General features: G+C 66.9%; 22 protein-coding genes and 1 tRNA gene. 17 read left to right on the top strand and 6 right to left on the bottom strand.

The window, feature by feature from the left end; genetic code table 11:
- Nucleotides 1-68: 68 nt before the first annotated feature.
- The 4 genes from A9974_RS00395 to A9974_RS00380 all read left to right on the top strand — a co-directional run bounded on the left by A9974_RS00395 (nt 69) and on the right by A9974_RS00380 (nt 3,022).
- Nucleotides 69-144: transfer RNA gene (locus A9974_RS00395), tRNA-Asn, on the top strand.
- A 133-nt stretch (nt 145-277) separates the two neighbouring features.
- The gene (gcvA, locus tag A9974_RS00390; RefSeq protein WP_183002226.1) at nt 278-1,180 is read left to right on the top strand and encodes a transcriptional regulator GcvA; all 903 of its coding nucleotides are present in this window, start codon (nt 278-280) and stop codon (nt 1,178-1,180) included.
- Nucleotides 1,181-1,292: 112 nt separating this feature from the next.
- Nucleotides 1,293-1,766: a RidA family protein gene (locus A9974_RS00385; protein WP_183002225.1), complete on the top strand. Its 474-nt coding sequence runs from the start codon at nt 1,293-1,295 to the stop codon at nt 1,764-1,766.
- 47 nt (nt 1,767-1,813) lie between these two features.
- The gene (locus A9974_RS00380; RefSeq protein ID WP_183002224.1) at nt 1,814-3,022 is read left to right on the top strand and encodes an aminotransferase class V-fold PLP-dependent enzyme; all 1,209 of its coding nucleotides are present in this window, start codon (nt 1,814-1,816) and stop codon (nt 3,020-3,022) included.
- A gap of 18 nt (nt 3,023-3,040) precedes the next feature.
- On the opposite strand, the gene A9974_RS00375 is transcribed toward A9974_RS00380, so the two are convergent.
- Nucleotides 3,041-3,934, bottom strand: coding sequence for an EamA family transporter (locus A9974_RS00375; protein WP_183002223.1), 894 nt, complete (start codon nt 3,932-3,934; stop codon nt 3,041-3,043).
- Nucleotides 3,935-4,103: 169 nt separating this feature from the next.
- Here A9974_RS00375 and A9974_RS00370 point away from each other — a divergent pair, with 169 nt between their 5' ends.
- The 8 genes from A9974_RS00370 (at nt 4,104) to A9974_RS00335 (ending at nt 14,821) form a co-directional block, all read left to right on the top strand.
- Nucleotides 4,104-4,991 (top strand): helix-turn-helix domain-containing protein, encoded by an 888-nt coding sequence (locus tag A9974_RS00370; RefSeq protein ID WP_183002222.1) that lies wholly within the window; start codon nt 4,104-4,106, stop codon nt 4,989-4,991.
- A 112-nt stretch (nt 4,992-5,103) separates the two neighbouring features.
- Nucleotides 5,104-6,534 (top strand): DUF2868 domain-containing protein, encoded by a 1,431-nt coding sequence (locus tag A9974_RS00365; RefSeq protein ID WP_183002221.1) that lies wholly within the window; start codon nt 5,104-5,106, stop codon nt 6,532-6,534.
- Entirely contained in the window at nt 6,527-7,915 is a 1,389-nt protein-coding gene (locus tag A9974_RS00360; RefSeq protein ID WP_183002220.1) for a GTPase/DUF3482 domain-containing protein, read from the top strand. Before A9974_RS00365 ends, A9974_RS00360 begins: the two co-directional genes overlap by 8 nt.
- Before the next feature lie 275 nt (nt 7,916-8,190).
- Nucleotides 8,191-9,798, top strand: coding sequence for an ABC transporter substrate-binding protein (locus A9974_RS00355; protein WP_183002219.1), 1,608 nt, complete (start codon nt 8,191-8,193; stop codon nt 9,796-9,798).
- A 144-nt stretch (nt 9,799-9,942) separates the two neighbouring features.
- Nucleotides 9,943-10,914: an ABC transporter permease gene (locus tag A9974_RS00350; protein WP_183002218.1), complete on the top strand. Its 972-nt coding sequence runs from the start codon at nt 9,943-9,945 to the stop codon at nt 10,912-10,914.
- Between the two features lie 10 nt (nt 10,915-10,924).
- Nucleotides 10,925-11,851 (top strand): ABC transporter permease, encoded by a 927-nt coding sequence (locus tag A9974_RS00345; protein ID WP_183002217.1) that lies wholly within the window; start codon nt 10,925-10,927, stop codon nt 11,849-11,851.
- 7 nt (nt 11,852-11,858) lie between these two features.
- Nucleotides 11,859-13,586 (top strand): ABC transporter ATP-binding protein, encoded by a 1,728-nt coding sequence (locus A9974_RS00340; RefSeq protein ID WP_183002216.1) that lies wholly within the window; start codon nt 11,859-11,861, stop codon nt 13,584-13,586.
- A 26-nt stretch (nt 13,587-13,612) separates the two neighbouring features.
- Nucleotides 13,613-14,821 (top strand): amidohydrolase family protein, encoded by a 1,209-nt coding sequence (locus tag A9974_RS00335; protein ID WP_183002215.1) that lies wholly within the window; start codon nt 13,613-13,615, stop codon nt 14,819-14,821.
- 40 nt (nt 14,822-14,861) lie between these two features.
- On the opposite strand, the gene A9974_RS00330 is transcribed toward A9974_RS00335, so the two are convergent.
- On the bottom strand, nt 14,862-16,295 hold the full coding sequence (locus A9974_RS00330; RefSeq protein WP_183002214.1) for a YdgA family protein: 1,434 nt from the start codon (nt 16,293-16,295) through the stop codon (nt 14,862-14,864).
- A gap of 132 nt (nt 16,296-16,427) precedes the next feature.
- Nucleotides 16,428-17,900: a YdgA family protein gene (locus tag A9974_RS00325; RefSeq protein WP_183002213.1), complete on the bottom strand. Its 1,473-nt coding sequence runs from the start codon at nt 17,898-17,900 to the stop codon at nt 16,428-16,430.
- Nucleotides 17,901-18,206: 306 nt separating this feature from the next.
- On the opposite strand from A9974_RS00325, the gene A9974_RS00320 reads away from it, so the two are divergent.
- The 4 genes from A9974_RS00320 (at nt 18,207) to A9974_RS00305 (ending at nt 22,843) form a co-directional block, all read left to right on the top strand.
- A complete protein-coding gene (locus tag A9974_RS00320; RefSeq protein ID WP_183002212.1) occupies nt 18,207-19,733 on the top strand; it encodes a DEAD/DEAH box helicase in 1,527 nt (508 codons plus the stop codon).
- Nucleotides 19,734-19,778: 45 nt separating this feature from the next.
- On the top strand, nt 19,779-20,408 hold the full coding sequence (locus A9974_RS00315) for a LysE family translocator (protein WP_183002211.1): 630 nt from the start codon (nt 19,779-19,781) through the stop codon (nt 20,406-20,408).
- Nucleotides 20,409-20,518: 110 nt separating this feature from the next.
- A complete protein-coding gene (locus tag A9974_RS00310) occupies nt 20,519-22,126 on the top strand; it encodes a peptide chain release factor 3 (protein ID WP_183002210.1) in 1,608 nt (535 codons plus the stop codon).
- Nucleotides 22,127-22,150: 24 nt separating this feature from the next.
- Entirely contained in the window at nt 22,151-22,843 is a 693-nt protein-coding gene (locus A9974_RS00305; protein ID WP_183002209.1) for a hypothetical protein, read from the top strand.
- Between the two features lie 82 nt (nt 22,844-22,925).
- Here the strand turns inward: A9974_RS00305 and bfr are convergent, their stop codons facing one another.
- Nucleotides 22,926-23,402: a bacterioferritin gene (gene bfr, locus A9974_RS00300; RefSeq protein ID WP_025139974.1), complete on the bottom strand. Its 477-nt coding sequence runs from the start codon at nt 23,400-23,402 to the stop codon at nt 22,926-22,928.
- 422 nt (nt 23,403-23,824) lie between these two features.
- The gene (locus A9974_RS00295; protein ID WP_255467939.1) at nt 23,825-24,688 is read right to left on the bottom strand and encodes a DMT family transporter; all 864 of its coding nucleotides are present in this window, start codon (nt 24,686-24,688) and stop codon (nt 23,825-23,827) included.
- Between the two features lie 175 nt (nt 24,689-24,863).
- On the opposite strand from A9974_RS00295, the gene A9974_RS00290 reads away from it, so the two are divergent.
- The gene (locus A9974_RS00290) at nt 24,864-25,781 is read left to right on the top strand and encodes a LysR substrate-binding domain-containing protein (protein WP_183002207.1); all 918 of its coding nucleotides are present in this window, start codon (nt 24,864-24,866) and stop codon (nt 25,779-25,781) included.
- Here A9974_RS00290 and A9974_RS00285 read toward each other — a convergent pair.
- Nucleotides 25,751-26,032 (bottom strand): bacterioferritin-associated ferredoxin, encoded by a 282-nt coding sequence (locus A9974_RS00285; protein WP_183002206.1) that lies wholly within the window; start codon nt 26,030-26,032, stop codon nt 25,751-25,753. The two genes, A9974_RS00290 and A9974_RS00285, sit on opposite strands and share 31 nt — an antisense overlap.
- Nucleotides 26,033-26,121: the final 89 nt, after the last annotated feature.

Here is a 26,121-nt window from a genome sequence, read left to right as displayed (position 1 = left end):
CCCAGCGCCTTTGCCGCCCGTTTTGCATTCCCCGTAAAATTTGTGCATAATTCGGCCCCTCTACCTGTTCCCCGATAGCTCAGTCGGTAGAGCGACGGACTGTTAATCCGCAGGTCGCTGGTTCGAGCCCAGCTCGGGGAGCCAAAGAATGCAGTACTGAAGGGCCCGCAACTTGTTTGCGGGCCTTTTGCATTGGCGCCGGGGATTTTTGCATTGCGGGCGCCACCCGGCGTAGGATGACGCGCATCCCTCGTCCTACGTGCCAGCTTGCCACCCCATGCGTTCCCACCGCTCCTTGCCCGCCCTGGTTTCGCTGCGCGCCTTTGAAGCGGCCGCGCGGCGCCTGAGTTTCAGCCTGGCGGGCGAAGAACTGTTCGTCACGCAAAGCGCCATCAGCCACCATATCCAGCGGCTGGAATCCGAACTGGGCGTGGCGCTGTTCGAGCGCCGCACCCGCGCGGTGGCTCTTACGCCCGCGGGACAGGCCTATTACGAACGGGTGCACGCCGCCTTCGAGCTGCTGCGCCAGGGCACCGAGGCGCTGCGGGCGCCGGCGGCCGCGCGCCAGGTGCTCAAGGTCGGCCTGCTGGCCTCGTTCGCCACCCGCTGGCTGGCGCCGCGGCTGCCGGACTTTGCCGCCACCCATCCCGATATCGATCTGCAACTACTGCCCGACATCGGCCTGGCCGATGTGGCGGGCGGCGAGGTCGACGTGGCCATCCGCTACGGCCGCGGCACCTGGCCCGGCGTGCGGGCGCGCCGGCTCATGACCGAACGGCTGTCGGTGGTCTGCGCGCCTGCCTTGATCGCCGGCAAACGGCGCCCGCGCACGGCGCAAGACCTGCTGCGCTATCCGCTGCTGGCTTCGCATACCCAGCATCCGTTCGAATGGGACACCTGGGCGCGCCGCCATGCCTTGGACCTGAGCCACGCACAGACCGTGCACCTGCATGACTACAACATCGTGGTCGAGGCGGCGCTGGCCGGGCAGGGCCTGGCGATGGGCCGCCACCGCATGATCGCCGCGCAGTTGGCCAGCGGCGCCCTGGTCGAGGCGCTACCGGGCACCACCCTGGACGATGCCCGCATCGGCTGGTGGTTCGTCAGCCCCCGCGGCAAGGCCAACGAGGCAGCCCAGGCGTTCCAGGCCTGGCTGGCGCAGGCGGCGGCGTCGGACTGAACGCATTAGTTTTACTCATATATACCTGGCAAGAATTGATTGGTCAGGGCCGGCCCCTGCCGATAGCATCGGGGGGGTGCCTTTTCCCTTTTCCGTTTCACAGGTGATCCCCATGACCCGTTCGATCTCCGGCCGCGTGGCCGAACTTGGCCTGACGCTGGAAGCCGCGTCCGCGCCCGCCGCCAACTACGTCCCCTTCGTGCAGGAAGGCAACCTGCTCTACATCTCGGGCCAGATCTCCCGCCAGGGCGGCAAGGCCGCCTTCCTGGGCCAACTGGGCAACCAGATCTCCGATGAAGACGGCGTGACCGCCGCGCGCCTGTCGGGGCTGGGCATCCTGTCGCAGATCGCCGCCGCCACGGGCGACCGGCTTGACCGCGTGGCGCGCGTGGTGCGCCTGGGCGTGTTCGTGGCCAGCACGCCGGATTTCAACCGCCAGAGCGCGATCGCCAACGGCGCGTCGGACCTGATGGTCGAGGTGTTCGGCGACGCCGGCCGCCATGCCCGCAGCGCCGTCGGCGTGGCGTCGCTGCCGCAAGGCGTGGCCGTGGAAGTCGAAGCGGTTGTCGCGCTGACCCCCGCCTGATCCCCGTAGCGCCGGGTTGCGGCCCGGCGCGCCTGCCCGGAACCGCCATGCCCACCGTCCCCCTGACTCCCGCCGCTCTCCAGGCGCTGCGCGCCGCCACGCCTGGCACGCGCACCACGGTCCACTTCAACCATGCGGGCGCGTCGCTGCCGTCCGCCGCCACGCTGGATGCCATCCAGGCCCATCTGCGGCGCGAGGCCGAACAAGGGCCGATGGAAGCCGGCGTCGCCGCGCGCGCGCTCACCGACAAGGCCCGCAGCCTGGCGGCCCGGCTGCTGAACGCACAGCCCGACGAAATCGCCCTGACGGGCGGCAATTCGCCTGGCTGGGGCGCGGCCTTCGCGGCGCTGGGCCCGTGGCGCGATGGCGACCGCATCCTGGTCGGCCGCCACGAATGGGGCGGCAATCTGGCGGCCATGCGCCTGGCGACGCGCGGCGCGGACGTGTCCATCGAAACCATCCCGTCCGATGACAGCGGCTGCGTCGACCCCGAGGCGCTGCAAACCATGCTGGATGCGCGGGTGCGCCTGATCGCGCTGACCTGGCTGCCCGCCAACGGCGGCCTGATCAACCCCGCCGCCGCCATCGGCCGCGTCGCTCGCCAAGCGGGCGTGCCGTACTTCGTGGACGCGGCGCAGGCGGTGGGGCAACTGCCGGTGGACGTGGCCGAGGTCGGTTGCGACGTGCTGAGCGGCGCTGGCCGCAAGGCACTGCGCGGCCCCCGCGGCACCGGCCTGCTGTATGTGCGGCGCGATTTCCTGCCACGGCTCACGCCCGCCTTCGTGGATACCTATTCCGCACCGCTGGACGCCGACGGCCAGCCCAGGCTGCGCGGCGACGCCGCGCGCTTTGAATCCGCCGAGGCCTCGCTGGCCCTGCGCTGCGGCCAGGCCAATGCGCTGCAGGAAGCGCTGGACATCGGCCTGGACGCCATCCGCGCCCAGATCGACGCCACCGCCGGCGCCTTGCGCACGGAGCTGGCCGCTATTGCCGGCATCGACGTGCTGGATCAGGGGCGTGAGCGCTCCGGGCTGGTGTCCTTCAACCTGGCGGGCCAGGAAGCGTCCGCCGTGCAGCGCACCCTGGCGGCGCAGGGCATCGTCATCGGCAGCAACGGCGTGCCCTATACGCCGCTGGATATGAACGCGCGCGGCCTGGCGCAGATTGCGCGCGCGTCGGTCAGCTACCTGACCAGCGCGGACGACATCGACCGCCTGCTGCAGGCGCTGCGCACCCTGGCGCGCCAGGGCCGCTGAAACCGGCGCCGGCAGGCCTCAGGCGGCCACCCGGCGCGTGAACGGCGACCACTTCGTAAAGACAAGCAGGTTGCCGAACATGACCAGCGCCAGCCCCATCAGCGCGCCCGGCGTCCATTGGTAGCCCTCGGCAAAGGTCGACACGCTCAGCGCCACCACCGGAAACAGCACCGTGCAATAGGCCGCGCGCGCGGGCCCCATGCGGCCGACCAGCGTCAGGTAGGCCGTAAAGCCGATCACCGACCCCGGAATCGCCAGGTAGAGCAGGGCGCCCACGTACGCCGTGGACGTATCGAAGCGGAACGGCACGCCAGCCACCACGCACCCCGCCAGCAGCACCGCGGCGCCGTACAGCATGCTGTACGCATTGCCGGTCAGGGGCCGGATGCCGGCGCGCTGCTGCAACGACGACAGCATGTTGCCCGTGGAAAAGCAGAACGTGCCGAGCAGCGCGAAGCCCAGGCCCAGCAGCGTCTCATGGCTGGCCTGCTGTCCCGACAACTCCTGCCAGAACAACAGCACCAGGCCGGAAAACCCCACCAGCCCGGCCAGCATGACGCGCGGCGCGATGCGGGTGCCGAACCACAGCCGCGCGTTCAGCGCGTTCCACAGCGTGGCGGCCGAGAACACCACCGACACCAGGCCGCTGGGAATCCATTGCGTCGCGGTGTAGAAGCACAGGAAGTTCAGGCAGAACAGGCACAGGCCCTGACCCAGGCACAGCCAATGCCCGCGCCGGTCCAGGCGCTGCAATTTGCGCGTCAGCAGCAAGACCGCGAACAGCACCAGGCCGGCCAGCGCGAAGCGGTAGAAGATCGACACCGGAATGGCCACCACACCCAGTTGCAGCTTGATGGCGATCCAGGTGGTGCCCCAGATGACGACGGTCAGGAAATACAGGAATAGATTCACTTTGAGACACCCCGCAGGGCAGAAAAGGACATAAAGATCAGGACCGCGGAAAACCCTGACGGCTGGGTCCAGTCTGCCTCGGACTTATTCCCAAAAATTGCCGGTTCTTGCTGTTTTTCTGCACCTGCGCGCGCCGCGCACGCGTGGATCGCAGTAGCATTTCAGTTCCATGGGCACCACCGCTTCGGCTCCGTCCGATTTCTCCGTCTTTCGCACCCTGTCCGCGTCCACCGCCACGCTGGAACGCGCGGCCTCGCTGGGCGACGGCATCGCCATCTCGCAATGGGGCCGCAGCGCCCACGAGACGCTGGGTTACGACATGCCCGGGCACCACACGCTGTCGCTATATCTGCATGGCGGCGAGAAATCATTCCGCGTCGGCCATCAGCTGCACGGCGGCGCCGGCAAATTCTGTGTCCTGCCCGCCGAGCACTATTCGCGCTGGAGCATGAACGACACGGTGCACTTCCTGCATCTGTACATCGCGCCGCAACGGCTGGCGCGCGAAGCCGTCATGCGGCTGGACTGCGAGCCGCGCGCGCTGGAATTGCGGGACCGCACCTACATCCAGGACGACTCGCTGACCGATGTCTGCCAGGCCCTGCTGGGCACCGACTGGAACGCCCCGGCCGACCGGCTCGCGGCCAGCAGCGCGGCCGAAACCGTGCTGCACCACCTGCTGAACCAGGGCGTGTCGCGCAAAGCCGCGCCGCCCGCGCGCGGCGGCCTGGCGCCCGCGGTGCGGCGGCGCGTGATGGATTATGTCGACGCGCACCTGGCCGAGCCGCTGACACTGGACCAGCTGGCCGGCGTGGCCGCGCTGTCCACCTATCACTTCGCCCGCATGTTCCACGCCTCTTTCGGCGAGCCGCCGCACGCCTGGGTGCGCGCCCGGCGCCTGGCGCACGCCTGCGGCCTCCTGGCCGCGGGCAAGGGCGACCTGGCCGGCATCGCCCAGACATCGGGCTTCGGCAACGCCAGCCATCTGTCGCGCGTGTTCCGCGACGCCATCGGCGTCACCCCCGGCCAGTATCGCGCCGCCCGGCGCCGGCACTGAGCCGCTGGCCGGCCACTTGTGGCCGGCGCCAGCGCCTGCGACATGCCTGCCCGCCCCGGCGGTCTACAATGGCCCATCGCCCTTCGCGGCCTGATCGCCTGCCCCGCCCGCGATGCCATCGCAGACTCCTCGCGACCTTTCCTCCGCCCTCGACGCCGCCTCCCAGCCGCCCTTGCGCGCCCACTGGCTGGCTGAACTGATCCGGCTGCGCGAAGCGCACTGGGGGCCGCTGGAAGACGCCAGCGCGGTGCGGCAGGTGCGCCAGTTGGACGCCGGTCTTCCCGACCGCATCCTGGCCCGCGCGCAACTGCTGGCCCAACGTGAAAACCTGATCCCGCTGGTGGATGGCTGGCGCCGCAGCGCGCTCGCCGTGCTGGCCGTTTTGCTGCTGCTGGCGCTGGTGTCCGGCGTCGGCGTGGCCGCGGGCGCCCTGGGCGACGGCACGCGCCCGGTCAATGTGCTGTGGGCGCTGGGCGCCTTGCTCGGTCTGCACGCCCTGACCTTCCTGTTGTGGCTGGCCAGCTTCCTGCTGCGCCCCGCGGCGATGACCCCGCTGGGACGGCTGTGGCTGTGGGCCACCCGCAAGCTGGCGCGCGGCCCCGACAGCGCCCTGGTGCCGCAGGCCTTCCTGAACCTGCTGGCCCGCGCCGGCGCGCTGCGCGGCCTGTTCGGCGCCATCAGCCATGGCCTGTGGCTGGCAGGACTGAGCGCCGCGCTCGTGACCCTGCTGGTGCTGCTGTCCACCGCCAGCTACCGCTTCATCTGGGCCACCACGCTGCTGGCGCCCGACACGTTCGTCAGCCTGACGCAGGCCGTCGGCTGGCTGCCGTCGTGGCTCGGCTTCCCGCTGCCCGATGCCGCCATGGTGCGGGCCAGCGATGGCGCCCAGGTGCTTGCCGCCAGCGCGCAGGTGCAGTGGTCGCTGTGGCTGATCGGCGTCGTGGTGGTGTACGGCATCCTGCCGCGCCTGGTGGCCTGGCTGGCCTGCGTGGCCGTCAGCCGCCGCGCGCTGGGCGCGCTGGCCATCGACCCCACGCTGGCGGGCCATGCGGCGCTGCGCGACCGGCTGGAGCCGCCCGCCCAGTCCACCGGCATCGACCGGCCCGTGGATCCGCGACACGAACCCCGCGTGGCGCCGCCCGCGCCGCTGGCATTGGGCGGCCAACCCGTGCTCGCGGGCCTGGAACTGCCGCCCGACCTGCATTGGCCGCCGGCCGGCCTGCCGGCCAGCGTCCACGATGCCGGCAACCTGGACACGCGCGAGCAGCGCAACCGCCTGCTGGACGCGTTGGCGCAGGCCGCCGCCTCGCGCCTGGTGATCGCCTGCGACGCCCGGCAAACGCCCGATCGCGGCACCCTGGCGCTGATCGCGGACCTGGCGGCGCACGCCGGCGGCATGCGCGTCTGGCTGCTGGCTCCGTCCGGCGCCGGCACCCGCGAACCGCTGTGGCGCGAGCGCCTGGCGGCCCTGGGGCTGGCCGCCGATGCCATCGTCGGGCCTGGCGGCGCGCCGCTGGCCTGGCTGGAGAACGGCCATGCATGACAGCGTCATCGGCATCGCGGTGGTGGGGCACACCAACACCGGCAAAACCTCCCTGCTACGCACGCTGACGCGCGACACCACGTTCGGCGACGTCGCCGACCGCCCCGGCACCACCCGCCATGTCGAAGGCGCCCGCCTGCGGCTCGAGGGCCGCGCCGTGCTGGAATGGTTCGACACGCCCGGCATGGAAGACAGCATCGCCTTGCTCGAATACCTGGAACGCCTGGCCGGCCCCGACGAACGGCTCGACGGACCGGCGCGCATACGCCGCTTCCTGGATACGCCGGAAGCCCATGGCCGCTACGAGCAGGAAGCCCGCGTCCTGAAAAAGATGCTGGACTGCGATGCCGCGCTGTATGTCATCGATGCGCGCGATCCGGTGCTGGGCAAGCACCGCGACGAACTTGCCATCCTGGCCGCTTGCGGCCGCCCCTTGCTGCCGGTGCTGAACTTCGTCAATGCGCCGGTGCACCGCGCCGGCGAATGGCGCGACGCCATGGCGCGCCTGGGCCTGCACGCCGCGGTCGAATTCGATACCGTCGCGCCGCCGCTCGATGGCGAGCAACAGCTCTACACCAAGCTTGGCGTGCTGCTGGATCGCCACGCCGATACGCTGGCGCGGCTGGCCGACAGCCTGGCCCGCCAGCGGCGCGAACGGCACGCGGCCGCCTACGAGCTGCTGGCCGACCTGCTGGTCGACGTGGCCGCCTTGCACATCGCCAGCGCCAGCGACAACACCGCGCTGGCCGCGGCCTCGCAGCAGTTGCGCGAGCAGGTGCGCCAACGCGAACAAGCCTGCGTCACCGCATTGCTGGCGCTGTACAACTTCCGTGCGTCCGACTTTGCCGACGATGCCCTGCCGCTGCAAGGCGAGCGCTGGGGCATGGACCTGTTCCATCCGCAAGCGCTCAAGGACATGGGCGTGCAGGTGGGCATGGGCGCGGCGGCCGGCGCCATGGCCGGCGCCGCCGTGGACCTGTTCAGCGCGGGCCTGAGCCTGGGCACCGGCATGCTGATCGGCGCCGCGGCCGGCGGCCTGTGGCAGGGCGTGGAAAAGCTGGGCAAGCGCGTGGCGGGCAAGCTGCGCGGTTGGCGCGAGATCAGCGTGGACGACGCCGTGCTGCGCCTGTTGGCGCTGCGCCAACGGCACCTGATCGACGCGCTGGAGCGCCGCGGCCACGCCGCTCGCGATCCGCTGCGGCTGGACCGTCCCGACGACGAATCGCTGCGCCGCGGGCCCTTGCCCGAAGCGCTCAAGGAAGCCCGCAGCCGGCCCGAATGGTCGGCGCTGGCCAAGGGCCACGAAGACAGCGAACGCCGCAAGCAAGTCGTGCGCGACTTGGCGAAAACCCTTGCATCGGATCCGGCCCCGGCGCCCTGACGCCACGCGCCCCGGGCGCTTGCGAAACGCACCATTCAGGGCTCGAAGCAAGCAAGTACTAACCCCAATCCAAACCGATTGACGCTTAAACGAATGCGTCTATAAGATTCGTTCTGCATCGGTGCGGTCCGTCCCGGCCAATGACAATCACAAGGGGTTGGATCTACCGTGAACCGCCTTTCGTCGTAAGCAGCAACGCCATGCCCCGGCTCCCGGTGGGGCCAGGGCCCTATCACTTCTGTCGCGCTATCCGCGCATTACGGAGCATGAGGGCTATGCGTACTTTCCCCCACATCAAGCAAGCGGCGCTGGCAGCTGCCCTGACTGCCTCATTGGCATTCAGCGCCGGCGCGGCCGCCAAGACCTTCCACTGGTCGTATCAAGGCGACGCCACGTCGATGGATCCGATGGCGCTGAACGAAACCTTCACGCTGGGTTTCCAGGGCAACATCTATGAAACGCTGGCCGGCTACGACGGCAACCTGAAACTGACGCCCTTGTTGGCGGAAAGCTGGGAAAACCCGGAGCCCACCAAATGGGTGTTCAAGCTGCGCCGCGGCGTGAAATTCCATGATGGCTCGCCGTTCACGGCCGACGACGTCATCTTCTCCTGGAAGCGCAGCCTCACGCCGGGCTCCGACATGAAGGGCTACGGCGCCAAGGCGTCCGACATCAAGAAGGTCGACGACTACACCATCGAAGTCACCACGCCTACGCCCAACCCGATCCTGCCGCGCGAATGGGTGTTCCTGTACATCATGAGCAAGTCGTGGTCAGAAAAGAACAAGACTACCGAGGCCACCAACGTCAAGGGCGACAATCAGGGCAACTACGCCAATATCAACGCCAACGGCACCGGACCGTTCATGCTGGTCTCGCGCCAGCCGGACGTGAAGACCGTGCTCAAGCGCTACGACGGCTACTGGAACAAAGACATCAAGACCAACGTGGACGAGGTCATCTTCCAGCCGATCACGCAGGAAGCTACCCGCGTGGCCGCGCTGATCTCCGGTGAAATGGACCTGGTCCAGCCCGTGCCGGTGCAGGACTGGAAGCGCCTGGAAGACGCCAAGGGCGTCAAGCCGCTGACCGCGCCCGAAGCCCGCGCCATCTTCATCGGCATGGACCAGGACCGCGACGAACTGCTGTTCTCGGACGTGAAGGGCAAGAACCCGTTCAAGGATCCGAAGGTGCGCGAAGCGGTGGTGCTGGCCGTGGACACCAAGGCCATCAACGAAAAGATCATGCGCAACGCGGCCAAGCCGCTGGGTTCGCTGATCGCCACCGCGATCAACGGCTACGATGAATCGTTCGGCGCGCCCTACAAGCCGGACCCCGAACGCGCCAAGAAGCTGCTGGCCGAGGCGGGCTACCCCAAGGGCTTTACCGTCACGATGGACTGCCCCAACGACCGTTACGTCAATGACGAAAAGGTCTGCCAGGCCGTTGCCGGCATGCTGGCGCGCGTGGGCATCAAGATCAACCTGCTGGCGCAGACCAAGTCCAAATATTTCGGCAAGATCCTGCTGCAGGCCGGCAACCAGACCAGCATGTACATGCTGGGCTGGACGCCCAGCTCCACCGACGCGCACAACACGCTGCTGAACCTGACGTCGTGCCGCGACGCCAAAACGGCCGCCGGCCAGTTCAACCTGGGTGGCTACTGCAACAAGAAGGTCGACGAGCTGACCAACAAGATCGGCGTGGAAACCGATCAGGCCAAGCGCAATGCAATAATCAAGGAAGCCTTCGGCATCGTGCGCAGCGACTTCGGGTATCTGCCGTTGCACCAGCAGCCGATGTCGTGGGGCGTGAAAGACAACATCAAGGTCATCCAGCGCGCCGACGACGTGCTCGACCTGCGCGACGTCGTCCTGCCGTAGTCCCCCGGGCCCGCGGCGCTCGCGGGCCCTTGCTGAAGCGAACGCCGGGCGGCTCGCCGCCGCCCGGGCGCGCCCGGCCCAGCCCCGCTTGCCGCCCAGGGCAACGCGCGGCCCGGCGTTATCCGACCAAGAGGGCATCCGACCATGCTTTCCTTTATTGCGCAGCGGCTGATCCAGTCGGTGCTGGTGATGTTGACGGTGGCGCTGATCGCGTTCTCCATGTTCCGTTATGTCGGCGATCCGATCGCCAGCATGGTGGGCCAGGACACCACGCCCGAACAGCGCGATCAGCTGCGTGAACAGCTGGGCCTGAATGACCCGTTCGTGGTGCAGTACGCGCATTTCGTCGCCAATGCGGCGCGCGGCGACTTCGGCATTTCGTACCGCCACCGCCGGCCGGTCAGCGAACTGCTTGAAGAACGCATGCCCGCCACGCTGGAGCTGTCCTTCGTGTCCGCCGTGATGGCGCTGGCGCTGGGCATTCCGATGGGCATCTACACCGCGCTCAAGCGCCACGGCGTGCTGTCCAAGGCCTTCATGGCCGTCTCACTGATCGGCATTTCCCTGCCGACCTTCCTGATCGGCATCCTGCTCATCCTGTTCTTCGGCGTGCAGCTGCGATGGCTGCCCAGTTTCGGCCGCGGCGACGTGGTCGGGCTGGGCTGGTGGACCACAGGCTTTCTGACCAAATCCGGCCTGCTGGCGCTGATCATGCCCGCCATCACGCTGGCGCTATTCCAGATGACCTTGATCATGCGGTTGGTGCGTGCCGAGATGCTGGAAGTGCTGCGCGCCGATTTCATCAAATTCGCGCGTGCCCGCGGCCTGCCCGAGCGGCTCATCAATTTCCGCCACGCGCTCAAGAACACCATGGTGCCGGTCATCACCATCACCGGCCTGCAGCTGGGGTCCATCATCGCCTTCGCCATCATCACCGAGACGGTGTTCCAGTGGCCGGGCATGGGGCTGCTGTTCATCCAGGCCATCAGCATGGTCGACATCCCGGTGATGGCCGCCTATCTGGTGCTGATCGCCTTCATGTTCGTCGTCATCAACCTGGTGGTCGATCTGCTGTATTTCGCCGTCGATCCGCGCCTGCGCGTGCAGAGCAAATAAGGGAACCCACATGATTGCCCGCATCGCTCCCTTTTTCACACGCGCCGCCGACAGCGACCTCTGGCACAGCTTCAAACGCTCGCCGGGCGCCATCATCGCCGCCGCCGTCACGTTGGTCATCGTGCTGGGCGCGCTGGGCGCGCCCCTGATCGCGCCGCACAACCCGTTCGACCTGGCCTCCGTGAACATCATGGACGCCAACACGCCGCCCGCCTGGGAAGAGGGCGGCAGCCCCGATTTCCTGCTGGGCACCGACGACCAGGGCCGCGACATCCTGTCGGCCGTGATGTATGGCTCGCGGGTATCGCTGCTGGTGGGCGTCGCCTCGGTGCTGTTCTCGATGGTGCTGGGCGTCACGCTGGGCCTCATCAGCGGCTACGCTGGCGGCCGCGTCGACAGCTTCATCATGCGCATCGCCGACGTCCAGCTGTCGTTCCCCGCCATCCTGGTGGCCCTGCTGATCGACGGCGTGGCCCGCGGCCTTTTGCCGCGCGACATGCACGACCAGCTGGCGCTCTACGTGCTGATCTTCGCCATCGGCATCTCCGGCTGGGTGCAGTACGCGCGCACCGTGCGCGGCTCCACACTGGTCGAGCGCAACAAGGAATACGTGCAGGCGGCCCGGCTCATCGGCATCGGCCGCATCACCATCCTGCGCCGCCATATCCTGCCCAACGTCATGGGCCCGGTGCTGGTCATCGCCACCATCCACCTGGCCATCGCCATCATCACCGAAGCCACCTTGTCGTTCCTGGGCGTGGGCCTGCCGCCCACCGCGCCGTCGCTGGGCACGCTGATCCGCATCGGCAACAGCTATCTGTTCTCGGGCATGTGGTGGATCTCCATCTTCCCCGGCATCGCGCTGGTGGCGCTGGTGCTGTCGGTCAATCTGCTGGGCGACTGGCTGCGCGACGCGCTCAACCCCAAGCTGCGCTGAGGACGTCATGGCCCTGCTCAACATCGACGATATCCGCATTGAATTCCCCAGCCGCCGCGGCACCCTGGTCGCCGTGGACGGCGTCTCGCTGTCGCTGGAAAAAGGCGAAATCCTGGGCGTGGTCGGCGAATCCGGCGCCGGCAAGTCCACCATCGGCAACGCGGTGATCGGCCTGCTGGAAGCGCCCGGCCGCCTGGCCGGCGGCGCCGTAAGGCTCAACGGCGAACGCATCGACACGCTCACTCCCGCGCAACAGCGCAAAGTGCGCGGCCGCCGCATCGGCATGATCTTCCAGGACCCGCTGACCTCGCTGGACCCGTTGCAGACCGTGGAAAGCCAACTGGTTGAAACCATGCTGGTGCACCTGGACCTATCACACGACGCGGCCAAGAAGCGCGCCGTGCAGCTGCTGGCGCAGGTCGGCATCGACCAGCCCGAGCTGCGCGTGCAGCAGTATCCGCACCAGTTCTCGGGCGGCATGCGGCAACGCGTGGTGATCGCGCTGGCGCTGTGCTGCGAACCCGAAGTGATTATCGCGGACGAACCCACCACGGCGCTGGACGTGTCCATCCAGGCGCAGATTCTCGAGCTCTTGAAAAAGCTCTGCCGCCAGGAACAGGTCGGCATGATCATCATCACCCACGACATGGGTGTGATTGCCGACGTCACCGACCGGGTAGCCGTGCTTTACCACGGCAAGCTGGTCGAACAAGGGCCCACCGCCAAGATCCTGGGCGATCCCGACCATCCCTACACCCGCAGCCTGATCTCGGCCGTGCCGCGCCCGGACATCAAACTCAAGCGCTTTCCGCTGGTCACCTATATCGAAGACGTCAAGACGCCGGCCAAGCCGCTGGACCTGGCCACGCACTGGCTGGGCCAGCGCCGCGACTTCGGCGCGGCTACCGGCGGCCCGCTGGTACAGGTCAAGGACCTGTCCATGCGCTTCGTGCTCAAGAGCGCGCTGCTCAAGCGCAACCAGCGCACGCTGGATGCCGTCAAGCGCGTCAATTTCTCGATCGGCGAAGGCGAGGTGTTCGGCCTGGTCGGCGAATCCGGCTCGGGCAAGTCCACCGTGGCGCGGCTGATCTCGGGGCTGTACACGCCCAGCGAAGGCTCGGTCCATTTCGGCGGCACCGACCTGACGGCGCTCAAGGGCGAAAAGCAGCTCAATCCGTTCCGCCGCCAGATCCAGATGATTTTCCAGGACCCGTTCTCTTCGCTCAATCCCCGCATGCGCGTGCTGGACATCGTGGCCGAGCCGATCCGCTTTCACAAGCTGGCGGCAAATGAAGCCGAAACCCGCCAGATCGTAGCCGACCTGCTCGACGTCGTCGGGCTGGGCGACCGTGCCGCCGAACGCTTTCCGCACGAATTCTCCGGCGGCCAGCGCCAGCGCATCTGCATCGCGCGCGCCCTGGCCACGCGGCCGCGCTTCCTGATCTGCGACGAGCCTACCTCGGCGCTGGACGTGTCCATCCAGGCGCAGATCCTGAACCTGCTCAAGGACCTGCAGGAACAGCTGGGCCTGACCATGCTGTTCATCAGCCACGACCTGCCGGTCATCCGCCAGATGTGCGACCGCGTCGGCGTGATGCGTTACGGCGAATTGCTGGAAGTGGCCGATACCGAAGCCCTGTTCGAACATCCTCAACATCCCTACAGCCAGCACCTGCTGGGGCTGATGCCCCGCCTGCAAGCCATGTCCCGCGAGGGGCTGGAAGTGATCGGCTAGGGGTCACCCACGACTAGGAGCGAGACATGACGGCAACGCGGCAAACCCTGTTCATCGGCGGCAAGGTGTTCGACGGGCATGGAAAAGTCCTGCCCAGCCACGGCGTGCTGGTCGAAGACGAGCGCATCGTGCGCGTGGCGCCGGCCGGCGAATTCACGGGCTTTGCCGGACGGCGGGTGGACACCACCGGCATGACGCTGATGCCTAGCCTGGCCGATTGCCATGTGCACCTGGTCTATACCGGCGGCGCGGACCCGCAAACCCAGATGGCCAAACAGGGGCCGGCGCAGATCACGTTGACCGCGCTCGAGAACGCCCAGGCGGCGCTGCGCGGCGGATTCACGGCGCTGCGCGATTGCGGCGGTAAGGACTACCTGGAATTCGGGGTGCGCGACGCGATCGCGCGTGGCGTCTTTCCCGGGCCGGCCATCAAAGCCTCGGGCCGCATCATCTGCATGACGGGCGGCCACGGCAACCGTATCGGCCGCGTTGCCGACGGCTGCGAGGAAGTGGTCAAGGCCGTGCGCGAGCAAGTCCATGCCGGCTGTGACCTGGTCAAGATCATGGCCACCGGCGGCGTCATGACGCCGGGCGTCAGCCCCATGGACGCGCACTACAGCTTCGACGAAATGAAGGCCGGCGTGCACGAGGCCAAGCGCTTTCGCAAAAGCACGGCCAGCCACGCGCAAGGCACCCAGGGCATCCTGAACGCGGTACGCGCGGGCATCGACTCCATCGAGCACGGCATCTTCATGGACGAAGACTGCCTGCGCGAAATGCTGCAAGCCCAGACCTATCTGGTGCCCACCATCGCCGCGGTGCGCAACATCGTGGCCAACGCCGACAATGGCATTCCCGCCTATGCGGTGGAAAAAGCCCGCGCGGTGGAACAACGCCACCGCGAATCCATCCAGATGTACTACAAGGCGGGCGGGCGCATCGCACTGGGCACCGATGCCGGCACGCCGTTCAATCTGCATGGCGACAACGCCATGGAACTGGCCTACATGGTCGAATTCGGCATGACGCCCGTGGACGCGTTGATCGCTGGCACCTCGCGCGGCCATGACCTGATGGGCATGGAGCGGCACGGCGCTGTGGTGGAAGGCAATGTGGCCGACCTGTTGCTGGTGCAGGGCGATCCCACGCAAGACATCATGAAAGCCGCCGACAAGCGCTTCCATGTGGCGGTGCTGCGCAACGGTGACGTGGCGGCGGGGGCCTTGCCGGCCTGAAGTTCCGCGGACGCGCGCCCCGGCGCGGGTCCGGTGGACCTTAGCGGTAGCGGGGAACCTGCGACCGGGCCATGAACGCCTCCACTGTCATGCGCTCGCCATTGATTTCCACCTGGCCGCCTTCGTAGTACAGGTGGGACGTCAACTTGCCGCCTTCTTCGTGGCCCCAGCGGCTGGCCAAGAACCGATCGCGGATGGCGTCCGCCTGCTGCCGGGCCGCGTCGCGCGCGACGTCGACCGGCTGCCCTTGGGCCAGGCCACGCACCGAGATCAGATCGACCAGGCTCTCGGTGGGCACGCTCAGGCGGAAATCCAGCTTCTTCACGGTTTCCTTCATGATCGCGGCGGGTGCGCGGTTCCAGAGGGTGGGCGCGTCCAGCGCGACCTCCAGACGCAACGTCGCCGGGCCGCTGGGCGTGTCGATCTGCAATGGGTCTATCGAAAAGCCCGGCTTGGCGAGCAGGACCGTCATCAGGTGCGCCATACCTGCCATCTTTTCGCCCATCGACGCGCGGCCCGCGGCCTGCTCCATCGTGTCACGAAATGCCCGGAAAGACGCCATATCCACGTTGACCGCGCGGGCGCCCATCCGGACGCTGGCCACCTGCGTACCGCGCACATCGATCCCCGCAATCTGCGCCTTGAACGAGCCGTTCATGGCGCTTCGCGGGCCGCTGGCGTCGGCGCTCATCACCAGGTCACGCAACGTCACCGGCTGATCATCGATCTCCACGGCCCAGTGCTTGATCTTCGCCTGGCTGGCGCCGGCAATCACCCCGTCGGCGGTCTCGGTCGACTCATGCGAGAAGTCCAGCCCGCGCAGCGACAAACGGCGCGTACGCGTGACGCCAGCCTGATCGACCGGCTCGGTGGAATCCATCTTCTCCGTCGCGATGGCAAACGTGGTGTGCCTGCCGTCCGACGCCACACTGGCCCGGGCCTGCAAGCCCGAGAAGCTCACCGTGGTGCCATCCTGGGCATACTCGACCGGTGCCAGCGTCAACGTGCCGGACACCACCTGGCCGTAACTGGCCACGGCCTCGGCCACCACGGGCGCTGCGCCCTTGGCGCCGGAGAACCACGCCTCCGTCGGCGGCGTTTGCGCCAATTGCACGCGGGCGGCGGCCATGGCGGGCAGGAGATGGCCTTCAGACAACCGGAACAGGGGGAAGGGACCGTGGTCGATCCGCGCCACGAACTGGATGTCCTGCGCTTGCGCCGTGCCGTCCTTGTCCAACGAGGTGGACAGGACACGGTAGCGGGCGTGCGACGTGAACACGCCGCGCTCGAACGACACCTGTTCGAATGACACGGACTGCTCCATCGTCAGACCGATCTGGCGCGCCTGCGCGCCAACCGTCTCGGCCAGGGGCCCCATTCCAGCCTCCAGCTGCTTGCCGGTGTACCAGGCCGTGCCCGTCCAGATCGCGCCCAGCGCCACCACGGCGCAACTCACCGATGCCCATTTTTTCATGATGCCCCTTGTGGTCTTGCCGTCAGCTTGCACACCGCCAATGAACAACGGGCTGCCGCGCCTGATTGCGCCGCAGCCCGTCCAGGAAGGGCGCCGGCATCATGCCGGCGCGCCCTGAGTCGTGCGCAGACTTTAACGCATACCGCCCATTGCACCGCTCATGACCATCATCATGAACTGCTGCAGCGGCATCTTCTTGCCGTTGAAGTCGACCTGGCCGTCAGCGTAGTTCAGGTAGGAAACGATGTTGTCGTTTTCGACCTTGGCAACACCCATGGCGGTGGCCATGGTGCCCACCATTTCAGCCTGGCCCTTGGCGGTCTGCGCAGCACGGTCGGCCGGCACGCCCTGCAGCTGCGGCTGGATGGCCATCAGGTCGGCCATGTTGCCCTTGGACAGCACCAGCTTGGCGTCCAGCTTGCGGATCGCTTGCATCGCCATGTCCGAGGCCGGCTTGTCAACCGATGCCGGCTTGGTCAGGTCCACATCCAGGTTGAAGGTGGACGTGCCGTTGGCGGTGCGCACCTGCAAGGGCGACACCGACAGGCTGGGGTTGCCGGCCAGCAGCAGTTCGACGTTGGTCTTGAGCACTTGCTGTTCTTCAGGCGTGAAATCCGGCGTCGCCTTCTCGCCGCCGCCTTGCACCATGCGGCGCGACGCAGCTTCGTAGACGTCGTTCAGGGCCTTGAGCGCCTTGGGATCCAGATTCTTCAGGCCGATGGCCAACTGCATGCCCGCCATGTCCTTGTTCTCGACATTGATCATGCCGAAGTCCAGCACCATCTTGCCGCTCACGCCGGCGTCGGCTTCCGACAGGTCCACGGCCAGGCTGGTGTCCTTGAACTGGACGGGCGGGCGGGTCTTGGACGAAATGGTCCAGTCCTTGAAGGTCAGCTTCTGGCTGCCCATGAGCATGTCGCTCTTGCCCGGCGTCAGGTCGCTGTTGAACACGATGCCCTTGACGGCCATGCCCACGATGTCGCTTTCGTCGGCCGGACCCGACAGCGCCAGGCTATCGCTTTTCATTGCGAAAACGCCGTGCTTGGTGGCGGTTTGGTACTCGACATCGCCCGTCATGCCGGCAAAGGTCAGCGTGGTGGCGTTGCTGGTGGCTTCAGCCGGGGCCAGGTTGAACGTGCCGGTGATGTTCTTGCCATAGCTGACGCTGTAGGCGCCCGACAGCGGCGTAGCACCCTTGGTGGCGGCGAACCAGCCCTTGACGGCAGGGGTTTCCTCGATCTTGAAGCGGCTGGCAACCATGGCCGGCGCCAGCTTGCCCGACGCCAGGTTCGACAGCGGGAAGGGGCCGTGATCCAGTTTCTCGGTGAACTGGACTTCGTGCTCTTCGACCGGCTTGCCATCCTTGGCGGGCAGCGTGAACTTCACGCGGTAGCGTTCGGACGAGGAAAACACGCCGCGCTCGAACGACATCAGTTCGATCACGGCAGTCACGCCCCATTTGTCGGCGACCTTCTTGAGTTCGACGTTGCCTTCGTCAATCGACTGTTTGACGAACGCCTCGGCCTTCTGGCCCGTATACCAGGCCGTGCCCGTCCAAATTGCGCCCAACGCAACGACCAGACCCGCTACTGCCGCCTTTTTCATAGCAACCCTTTATTTCTTTATGTGGGAGATAAGCGCTCGGATTATAGGGAGCGTCGCACTAGGGATTACACCTAAATCGTAATAGGCGCTGCCAAATGTTACTTAGTTATACCCCCGGCGGGAATTCCGCGGGTGTTGCAACGCCGCATCAGCTACAATCGCCCCGTGTGCTTTGCCAATCTGCACACGTCCGCTAGGCACTTCGCCGCCAAGCTTCGCCCAATAAGGGCGCTTCCCTTTTCTCCTTATTCGTCCGCCTGGATTGGAGTCTCTCAACTTGAGCGACGGGCTGCCGCTGGAGTTGTTTTGACTACCTCTTCCTCTTTCGCCGACCTCGGGCTGGCTGATTCCCTGTTGCGCGCCATTGCCGACACCGGCTATACCGCACCCACCCCCATCCAGGCCCAGGCGATTCCGCAGGTCCTGAAAGGCGGCGACCTGCTCGCCGCCGCCCAGACCGGCACCGGCAAGACCGCCGGCTTCACGCTGCCCATCCTGCATCTGCTGATGCAGAAAAAGCCCGAGGCCCGCAAGCCCGGCCGCCCCCGTTGCCTGATCCTGACCCCGACGCGTGAACTGACCGCGCAGGTGGCCGAATCGGTGCAGACCTACGGCAAGCACACCTCGCTGACATCCATGGTGATGTTCGGCGGCGTCAACATCAACCCCCAGATCTCCGCGCTGCGCAAGCCGCTGGACATCCTGGTGGCCACGCCTGGCCGCCTGCTGGATCACTGCGGCCAAAAGACGGTGGACCTGTCCGGCGTCGAGATCCTGGTGCTGGACGAAGCCGACCGCATGCTGGACATGGGCTTCATCCGCGACATCCGCAAGATCCTGGCCCTGTTGCCCAAGCAACGCCAGAACCTGCTGTTCTCCGCAACGTTCTCGGACGAAATCCGTTCGCTGGCCCGCGGCGTGCTGAATGATCCGGGCGAAGTCTCGGTCACCCCGCGCAACACCGCCACCGAACTGGTGACCCAGACGGTGCACCTGGTCGAACAGCACCACAAGCGCGACCTCATCAGCCATATCATCCGCGAAAGCGGCTGGCACCAGGTGCTGGTGTTCACGCGCACCAAGCACGGCGCCAACCGCCTGGCCGAAAAACTGGTCAAGGACGGCCTGACCGCCGCCGCCATCCACGGCAACAAGAGCCAATCGGCCCGCACCCGCGCGCTGGCCGGCTTCAAGGAAGGCACCGTCACGGTGCTGGTGGCCACCGACATCGCCGCCCGCGGCCTGGACATCGACCAGTTGCCCCAGGTGGTGAACTTCGAGCTGCCCAACGTGCCGGAAGACTACGTGCACCGCATCGGCCGCACGGGCCGCGCCGGCGCTACGGGCGCCGCCGTCTCGCTGGTGGACAACAGCGAAATCAAGCTGCTCAAGGACATCGAGCGCCTGATCAAGAAGACCATCGAACGCAAACCGGTGCAGGACTGGACCCCGCCCGCCACCAGCGCGGCAGCCTTTGACCGCCAGGAACGCGACGAAGACGCACGCCAACCGCGCGGCGGCAGCCGTAACGGTGGCCGCGGCGGCAACGGCAATGGCAACGGCGGCGATCGCCGCTCGCGCCCGGCCAACGCGGCGCCGCGCGGCGCCGCTGGCGGCCGTGCCCCGGCGCCGGCTCGCGCCGGTGGTGAAGGCCGCGGCAACCAAGGCCCGCGCGACGGCAAGCCCGCCGAGCGTCCGGCTCACGCCGGCCGCAACGAGGCCCGCCCGCAGCAGAACCATCGCCGCCCCGAAGGCGCGACGTCGCGTCCCGCCGGCAACGGCGGCTCGGGCCGTCCGGCCGGCGGCCCGCGCGCCGCGCTGCTGTCCAAGTAATATCAACGGCATACCCACCACAGCGACCTTCGGACCCGCGCCATCATGCCCCTTTCTACCTGGTTGACGTTCTTCCTGGCTTCCTGGGCCATTTCGTTCTCTCCCGGCGCGGGGGCCATTTCGGCCATGTCCTCCGGACTGAAATACGGGTTCGCGCGCGGCTACTGGAACACGGCCGGCCTCATCATGGGCATCCTGTTCCAGTTCGTCGTGGTTGCCGTGGGCCTGGGCGCGGTGCTGGCCACTTCCGAGATGGCCTTCAACGTGGTCAAGTACCTGGGCGTGGCCTACCTGATCTACCTGGGCGTGCGCCAGATCCGCACCGACGCCGCGCCCGTCGCGGTGGACGCGGGCGACCCCAAGCAGGCCTCGATCCGCGAGCTGGTCATGCGGGGCTTCCTGATCAACACCATGAACCCCAAGGGCACGGTGTTCCTGCTCGCCGTGGTGCCGCAGTTCGTGGACACCGCCTTGCCGCTGACGCCGCAGTACGCGGCGCTGGCCGGCACGCTGGCGTTCACCGACCTGGTCGCGATGGGCGTCTACACCTTGCTGGCCGCCCGCGTGCTGCGCCTGCTGCGCAACGCCAGGCACATCCGCTGGATGAACCGCGCCTTCGGCTCGCTGTTCATCCTGGCCGGCGTGTTCCTGGCGTCGTTCCGCCGTCATTCCTGAATTTTTCCGCGCGGGGCATGCGCCGGCAACGGCGCGTGCCCCGCTTGTTTTGATGCACTATCCCGGTCCGCGCCGGACTGAACAGCGGCGTTAAGTAAAATCCTCCGACCATGAACATCCCTCAAGAAGTCGCGCGGCGCCGCACATTCGCCATCATTTCCCACCCTGACGCGGGTAAAACCACGTTGACCGAAAAGCTGCTGCTGTTCGCAGGCGCGATCCAGATCGCCGGCAGCGTCAAGGCGCGCAAGGCTTCGCGCCACGCCTCGTCGGACTGGATGGAAATCGAAAAGCAGCGCGGCATTTCCGTGGCGTCCTCGGTGATGCAGATGGAATACCGCGACTGCGTCATCAACCTGCTCGACACCCCGGGCCACCAGGACTTCTCCGAAGATACCTACCGGGTGCTGACGGCGGTTGATGCCGCGCTGATGGTGATCGACGCCGCCAACGGCGTCGAACCGCAAACGATCCGCCTGCTGCAGGTCTGCCGCGCGCGCAACACGCCCATCATCACGTTCATCAACAAGATGGACCGCGAAGTGCGCGAGCCGCTGGAGCTGCTGTCCGAGATCGAAGGCCACCTGGGCATGGACGCCGTGCCGTTCTCGTGGCCTGTGGGCATGGGCAAGTCCTTCGGCGGGGTGTTCGACATCCGCCGCGACCGCATGCGCGTGTTCCGCCCCGGCCAAGAACGCCGCTCGGACAACGACGACGTCATCGAAGGCCTGACCAATCCCGAAATCGCGCGCCGCTACGGCTCGGCTTTCGAGCAGGCCAGCAGCGAGATCGAACTCATCAACGAAGCCGCGCCCGCGTTCGACCGCGATCAGTTCCTGGCCGGCAAGCAGACCCCGGTGTTCTTCGGCTCGGCCATCAACAACTTCGGCGTGCAGGAAGTGCTGGACGCGCTCGTCGACCACGCGCCGCCCCCGGGCCCGCGCGTCGCGCTGCAACGCGAAGTGCTGCCCGAAGAACCCAAATTCACCGGCGTCGTATTCAAGGTGCAGGCCAACATGGACCCCGCGCACCGCGACCGCGTCGCGTTCGTACGCGTCAGCTCCGGCCGCTTCGAACGCGGCATGCGCCTGAAGGTCGCCCGCACCAACAAGGAAATGCGGCCCAACAACGTGGTGTCGTTCCTGTCGCAACGCCGCGAATTGCTGGACGAGGCCTATGCCGGCGACGTGATCGGCATCCCCAACCACGGCGTGCTGCAACTGGGTGACGTGCTGACCGAAGGCGAGACCCTGCAGTTCACGGGCCTGCCGTTCTTCGCGCCCGAACTGTTCCAGGCGGTTGAAGTGAAAGACCCGCTGCGCACCAAGCAGTTGCGCACCGGCCTGACCCAATTGGGCGAAGAGGGCGCCATCCAGGTGTTCCGTCCCGAGGCCGCCGGCGGCGCTTTGCTGCTGGGCGCGATCGGCCAGCTGCAGTTCGAAGTGGTGGCCCACCGCCTGAAGACCGAGTACGGCGCAGACGCCCGGATGCTGCCTTCGCGCTACACAATGGCACGTTGGATTACGTCTGAAAACCCCAAGGCGCTGCGCAAGTTCATGGATGCCAATGCCGCCCATATCGCCTATGATGTCGTCGATGCGGCGGCGTTTTTGATCAGTTCCCCTGCGCAGTTGCGCGTAGCCGAGGAACTGTATCCGGATGTGAAATTCCACGCCATGCGAGAGCACGGCGGCAAGGTATTCGGAGACAAGGCGTAGACCCGTTCGGGTACCGCACGGCAGATGAGGGTAGCAATGTCTTGGCGTTTATTATTCGCAACGCTTCTGCTGGCGCTCGGCGCGTCGGCCTGGGGCGGTATTCAATTGGGTGACTGGCTGGTGGCGCATGCGCCGCCCGCCGCGCCTGCGCCCGGCCAGGATGCGGCCGCGTCGCAGCAGCCCGTCCTGGACGCCAATGGGCGTCCCTACGTGGCCCAGCCGCCGCAACCGCGCATCGACGGCACGCTAGGCGTGCCCGACAAGCCCGCCGACCGCGAATGGGCCATCAATACCGTGTCCCTGTTCGATACCGTCAGCGACCCGGCCGTGAAGCTCTCGCGCGAACGCATCAGCCAGGAACAGGCCCGCGAAATCGCCGCCGCCTCGGCAGTGCCGCTGCCGCAGGGCACCTCCGACGTCAGCACGCTGGACTTGCAGGCGCCCGGCACCGGCACCGCCGTCAACGGCGGCCAGGGCCAGGCCCAGGTGCAAGCCGGCGGCTACGGCAACCCGCAGCTGGTGCAACCGCCCCCGCCCAACTCGTCGCCCGCGCCTGGCGCCCCCGGCTGGCAAGACGCGCTCAAGCGCGAGCTAGCGCAATGCGCCTCGCAGGGCTTCTTCGAGCGCCCCTCGTGTTCCTGGGCCGCCCGCAACAAATACTGTGCGCCGAACCGCGCCTGGGGCACGATGGCCGAATGCCCGGCCCGTCCGCAATAAGCCAATCTTCCTGGCCGCGCCATATTCGCGCGGATAAAAAAATGGCGCCCCCAGGGGCGCCATTTTCATGTCGTGGCCGCGATTACTCGGGCACGGACATCTGGCTTTGCAGGTAATTCTGCAGGCCGACCTTGTCGATCAGATCGATCTGGGTTTCCAGATAGTCGATGTGCTCTTCCGTGTCGTCCAGGATGTCCTGGAACAGATCGCGCGAAACGTAGTCGCGCACGGATTCGCAATGCGCGATGGCTTCGCGGACCGTGGCGTGAGCGGCTTGCTCCAGCTTCAGGTCACAGGCCAGCAGCTCGGGCACGTCTTCGCCGATCAGCAGCTTATGCAGGTCTTGCAGGTTGGGCAGGCCGTCGAGCATGAAGATGCGCGCGATCAGGCGATCGGCATGCTTCATTTCGCCGATGGACTCTTCGTATTCGTGCTTGCCCAGTTTGTCGAAGCCCCAGTGGTTCAACATGCGCGCATGCAGGAAATACTGGTTGATTGCCGTCAGTTCGTTGGTCAGTTGCTTGTTCAGGAACTGGATGACGGTTTTATCGCCTTTCATAATGGACTCCTTGCAGTCAGGCGCGACACGCATCGCATCGCGACAAGAAGCGCACGATGCCGCGAGTACGCAACCCCGGCAGACTACCATCCTGCGCGGGCCCGCGACTACCCTTGGCGCGCATTTGGTAAACCGCTTTACGAGCGCTACAAGAAAGCGACAAACAAATGAGAATGAGTATGTGTGCTTGAGGATTTGCAAGCGCAGCGCAAGCGATCCGCGCCTTGCGCGCCCACGCATTGCGCGAATGCCGCTGCCTTTATCGCACTATCAAGCTGCGCAGACGTCCATGCCGCACGGATTTACACACCCGTTCCGCACAAACCGCCGCGTTGCACAAGAACAACCCATAACCGTGAATCCTGGCCGCATGGCGGCCGATGTGCAGTCGGCGCGCCGCGCGCCGTGAATATCGATTGGGGTCACGGCGCGCGCCGCGTGGCCAGCCAGATGCCGAATGCAATCGGCACGATGCCCAAGAGATCCAGCCACGACACCGGTTCGCGCAGTACCAGCCAGCCAAACAGCAAGCCCAACGGCGGCATCAGGAAATGCAGCGCGCTGGCGGCCGTGGCGCTGGCGCGGCCCAGGATCATGAACCACAGGTAGTAGCCGCCGATGGACACCGCCACGATCATGTAGGCCATGCTCCAGAACAGGCTCGCCGTGAAGCGCGCATCGCCAATGTTCTCGTGCAGCAGCGCCACGGGCAGCAGCGCCACCGCGCCAGCCAGCGACTGGATGCCCGTGGCCGTCCACAGGTTCGCCGTGGGCTTGAGGCGCTTGTAGAGCAACGTGCCGGCCACCAGCGCGACCAGGCCGCCCACGACCAGCAGCGTGCCATGCAGGTCCTCCTGCATGCCCGTCAGGCGTGAACGCAACACCAGCGCCACGCCGGCCAACCCCAGGCACAGCCCAAGCATCTTGCGCCAGCCCAGCCGTTCACCCAGCACCGGACCGGCCAGCACGCCGATCAGCAACGGATTGGTGCTGATCAGCACCGCGGTGAAGGCGGACGACACCGTGGTCATGCCGCTCCAGCTCAGGCCCAGGTACAGGGCATTGTTCAGCACCCCCAGCACCGCCAGCGCGGCGACGTCCCGGCCGCTGGGACGCGACCAGCGGCCGCTGGCCACCGCCACGCCCAGCATCAACGCCCCAGCGATCAGGAAGCGAACCGTCAGCAAGGTCAGGGGCGGACAGTCCCGCACCGCGATCTTGGCCGCCGCGAACGCCGAGCTCCACAGAAAACAGAAGGCCGCGATAGGCGCCCAGGTCACGCCCATCGGCGTGCCGGCCGAGGCCGAAGGTAGGGAGGCGGGGAGGGTCGATGACGCCTTCATGGGCAGGTCCGATTAGACAGGCAGGGAAGAGGAGCCCATTCTGGGCGCGCCCCTATCCATTGACAAACGCTTTATTTGGATCAAAAGTATTCGAAAAACCAATGCAAAGGCCTTTGCCATGCTTGACCTCGATCTTTTGCACAGTTTTGTCTCGGTGGTGGATGCCGGCGGCTTCACCCGGGCCGGCGAACGCGTGCACCGCAGCCAATCCACGGTCAGCCAGCAGATCCGCAAACTGGAAGAAACGCTGGAATGCGCCCTGTTCGTGCGCGAAGGCCGCCAGGTGCACCTGACCGAGGACGGCGAACGCCTGCTCGGCTATGCCCGGCGCATGCTGGCCCTGTCGACTGAAGTGCGCGAGGCGGTCAGCGGGCGCAAGCGGGTCGAGGTGATCCGGCTGGGCATCCCGGACGATTTCGCGGCGGACACGCTGACCGCCATCGTGGCGCAGTTCGCCCGCGCGCGCCCCGCTGTCCGGCTATCGGTGCGCTGCGACCTGACCACCGCCCTGACGCGCGGCCTGGAGCGCGGCGACCTGGATCTGGCCCTGCTCAAGCGCGAACCCGGGGCAGGCGCCGCGCTGGCGGCCTGGCCCGAGCAGTTGCACTGGATCGCCGGCCAGGACGAGCTGCCCGCCGCGACCGAACCCGTGCCCCTGGTGGCCTTTCCGCAAGGCTGCATCTACCGCAACCGTGCCATCCACGCGTTGGAGCACGCCGGGCGCCGCTGGCGCATCGCCTACGAAAGCCCGAACCTGATGGGGCTGCAGGCCGCGCTGGCGGGAGGCTTGGGGGTGGCTTTACTGGAACGCCGCTGCATGGCGGCGGGCCATCGGCTGGTGGATGCGGCGTTACCGTCCGTGCCGCCGACCGAGTTGGCGCTATGCCTGTCGGAACCGGCGCGCGAACCCGTGCGCCAATTGGCGGCGGCGATCAGGGAGTTCTGTGAAGCGGAAACGCAACGGCTCGCGGGGCAAAGCCTGCGAGCCGTGAAGGGCGGCGTCGTTCAGGCGACGGCGACCTGGATGACCGGATAGCTGCTGTTCGCCGCGGACGCACCCATGTCGGCCATGGCGGCCGGCGGGTTGACCGGAACGGCGATCGAGCGCACATCGCACACGCTGGAGCAGCGGCCGCCCGGCAGGTATTCGGCGGCGGTGGCCGCACAGCAGCCGCAGCACGTGGCCACGCCCAGCTCGAATTGCAGGTCGGAAAGCGACGTCGCGCCCGCGTCCACGCTGGCGCGGACTTGGCGTTCGGTGATGGCATTACATACGCAAATGTACATGAGAATAATTATCGAAAATTATTCCGCTGCTGGCAAGTCCCCTCATGCAAAAAAATTTGCAACCAACTTGTCACGCAACCCGTTGAAAT

Source organism: Achromobacter sp. UMC71 (assembly GCF_014170305.1).
In the GTDB taxonomy this organism is placed as follows: domain Bacteria; phylum Pseudomonadota; class Gammaproteobacteria; order Burkholderiales; family Burkholderiaceae_B; genus Achromobacter.
Note: the sequence above shows the minus strand (reverse complement) of the source record. Positions and strands in the feature narration are given on the sequence as shown.

Coding starts and splice junctions, on each gene's coding strand:
- A9974_RS00330 (WP_183002214.1), bottom strand. CDS start 16,295: ATGAAAAAATGGGCATCGGTGAGTTGCGCCGTGGTGGCGCTGGGCGCG.
- A9974_RS00380 (WP_183002224.1), top strand. CDS start 1,814: ATGCCCACCGTCCCCCTGACTCCCGCCGCTCTCCAGGCGCTGCGCGCC.
- A9974_RS00295 (WP_255467939.1), bottom strand. CDS start 24,688: ATGGGCGTGACCTGGGCGCCTATCGCGGCCTTCTGTTTTCTGTGGAGC.
- A9974_RS00355 (WP_183002219.1), top strand. CDS start 8,191: ATGCGTACTTTCCCCCACATCAAGCAAGCGGCGCTGGCAGCTGCCCTG.
- A9974_RS00370 (WP_183002222.1), top strand. CDS start 4,104: ATGGGCACCACCGCTTCGGCTCCGTCCGATTTCTCCGTCTTTCGCACC.
- A9974_RS00305 (WP_183002209.1), top strand. CDS start 22,151: ATGAGGGTAGCAATGTCTTGGCGTTTATTATTCGCAACGCTTCTGCTG.
- A9974_RS00365 (WP_183002221.1), top strand. CDS start 5,104: ATGCCATCGCAGACTCCTCGCGACCTTTCCTCCGCCCTCGACGCCGCC.
- A9974_RS00310 (WP_183002210.1), top strand. CDS start 20,519: ATGAACATCCCTCAAGAAGTCGCGCGGCGCCGCACATTCGCCATCATT.
- gcvA (WP_183002226.1), top strand. CDS start 278: ATGCGTTCCCACCGCTCCTTGCCCGCCCTGGTTTCGCTGCGCGCCTTT.
- A9974_RS00335 (WP_183002215.1), top strand. CDS start 13,613: ATGACGGCAACGCGGCAAACCCTGTTCATCGGCGGCAAGGTGTTCGAC.
- A9974_RS00360 (WP_183002220.1), top strand. CDS start 6,527: ATGCATGACAGCGTCATCGGCATCGCGGTGGTGGGGCACACCAACACC.
- A9974_RS00385 (WP_183002225.1), top strand. CDS start 1,293: ATGACCCGTTCGATCTCCGGCCGCGTGGCCGAACTTGGCCTGACGCTG.
- A9974_RS00290 (WP_183002207.1), top strand. CDS start 24,864: ATGCTTGACCTCGATCTTTTGCACAGTTTTGTCTCGGTGGTGGATGCC.
- A9974_RS00285 (WP_183002206.1), bottom strand. CDS start 26,032: ATGTACATTTGCGTATGTAATGCCATCACCGAACGCCAAGTCCGCGCC.
- A9974_RS00315 (WP_183002211.1), top strand. CDS start 19,779: ATGCCCCTTTCTACCTGGTTGACGTTCTTCCTGGCTTCCTGGGCCATT.
- bfr (WP_025139974.1), bottom strand. CDS start 23,402: ATGAAAGGCGATAAAACCGTCATCCAGTTCCTGAACAAGCAACTGACC.
- A9974_RS00325 (WP_183002213.1), bottom strand. CDS start 17,900: ATGAAAAAGGCGGCAGTAGCGGGTCTGGTCGTTGCGTTGGGCGCAATT.
- A9974_RS00340 (WP_183002216.1), top strand. CDS start 11,859: ATGGCCCTGCTCAACATCGACGATATCCGCATTGAATTCCCCAGCCGC.
- A9974_RS00345 (WP_183002217.1), top strand. CDS start 10,925: ATGATTGCCCGCATCGCTCCCTTTTTCACACGCGCCGCCGACAGCGAC.
- A9974_RS00350 (WP_183002218.1), top strand. CDS start 9,943: ATGCTTTCCTTTATTGCGCAGCGGCTGATCCAGTCGGTGCTGGTGATG.